Source organism: Anaerostipes sp., from assembly GCF_018381315.1.
Classification (GTDB): domain Bacteria; phylum Bacillota; class Clostridia; order Lachnospirales; family Lachnospiraceae; genus Anaerostipes.
This window is the reverse complement of record NZ_JAGZSD010000059.1, coordinates 1-1,199: the sequence shown is the minus strand read 5'-3', so window position 1 is coordinate 1,199 and position 1,199 is coordinate 1. Positions and strand designations below refer to the sequence as shown.

Genomic DNA, 1,199 nt, shown 5'->3' with positions numbered 1-1,199 from the left:
ATATTTAATACAAAATTAATTATATACCCTAAAACATTTTTAGTCTATTGGCTTTTTTATTCAATAATCCCGTCCTGTTTTTGTGCAATATGTACATTCTTATTTCATTCATAAACTTATTACAAACCGTTCATACTTTTGCAACAGACTGCTCACATTTTCTGAATATACTAATCATTGTAAAAGGTCAATGCTAATAACTTTTTTTCATAATACTCAGCCAGCGGGAACAGCCCGCTGGCTGCTCCTCTTTTCAGGAATAGCAAAAGAAACATCCCATCTCAGGTTGAAATCCCATCCCGGTCTGAAGAAGGGCAGGGCAATGGGGTTAAAAATACAGATAAAAAAAAGACAGCCGAACTGTCTTTTTTTGATACTTAGTTAATCTGAATCTCCATGGCCTGCTCCGGGAAAAAGTCATTTTCCATATCATAAATATTATGGCTGGTGGAATCCCTCAGCACACGGCCCTCCAGCGAATAACAACGCATGAACTTGTTCTGTCCGTCCACGCATGTCCAGTTCTCGGCATCCCAGGTCAGATATCCCATATCGTCTGTTCTCTTCTCCGCAAACTTCATATCAATCTGGCGGTCCTTTTTCATGAAGTCAATCAAACCTTCCTTAGTAACTTCAACTTCCTGCTTGTTAACGCAATCAAATGCTTTCATTCGTTTTCTCCATTCCGCCCTGCCTGCTGCAGTGCATATCGTGATTTTATCCCATAAGGATTCTATCACAAATCTATGTTTCTGGCAATAGATGGATAGTATCAGTCACCATGTTCAGCGTTCCTCCGTCAGCCCCATCCCCTCCAATACTTCCATTGCCTTCTGCGCATCCTCTTCCGCAACATATATATCCTCTCCGTACAGGGAATTGCCTCCATATATATTCATGATATCGCTGGAACCCACACCCTTCTTGTAAGCCGGTATCTGATTGTTGCCCAATGTCTCCAGTATCATCTCTGCCTGTATATTATCCTGGGCCCCAAAAATCTTTATCACTTTACGTTCCATCACATACCCTCCTTTTCAAATTGTCCTGATACTCTGATTATATCATCATACCGCTACTGTTTTCAATGCCTCCGCATACTTCCGGTTAATCCGCAGGAATCCAAATTCTTTCTCTACAGGAATCTTATCATAATATTTTCCGGCCAAGGTATACAGGCCCTGTGATACAGCTACATA

General features: G+C 41.0%; 2 protein-coding genes. Both read right to left on the bottom strand.

Features of this window, described 5'->3' with window-relative positions:
- Positions 1–377: 377 nt before the first annotated feature.
- Positions 378–671 carry a hypothetical protein gene (locus KH180_RS16710; RefSeq protein ID WP_002567226.1) on the bottom strand — a complete coding sequence of 98 codons (294 nt, stop codon included), beginning with the start codon at positions 669–671 and terminating at the stop codon, positions 378–380.
- 114 nt (positions 672–785) lie between these two features.
- Complete coding sequence (locus KH180_RS16705; protein WP_002567225.1) at positions 786–1,022, bottom strand: putative signal transducing protein; 237 nt, start codon at positions 1,020–1,022, stop codon at positions 786–788.
- Between the last annotated feature and the right edge of the window lie 177 nt (positions 1,023–1,199).

What these genes read in the sequence shown, in the direction of transcription:
- KH180_RS16710 (WP_002567226.1), bottom strand. Translation starts at nt 671, where the DNA reads ATGAAAGCATTTGATTGCGTTAACAAGCAGGAAGTTGAAGTTACTAAG.
- KH180_RS16705 (WP_002567225.1), bottom strand. Translation starts at nt 1,022, where the DNA reads ATGGAACGTAAAGTGATAAAGATTTTTGGGGCCCAGGATAATATACAG.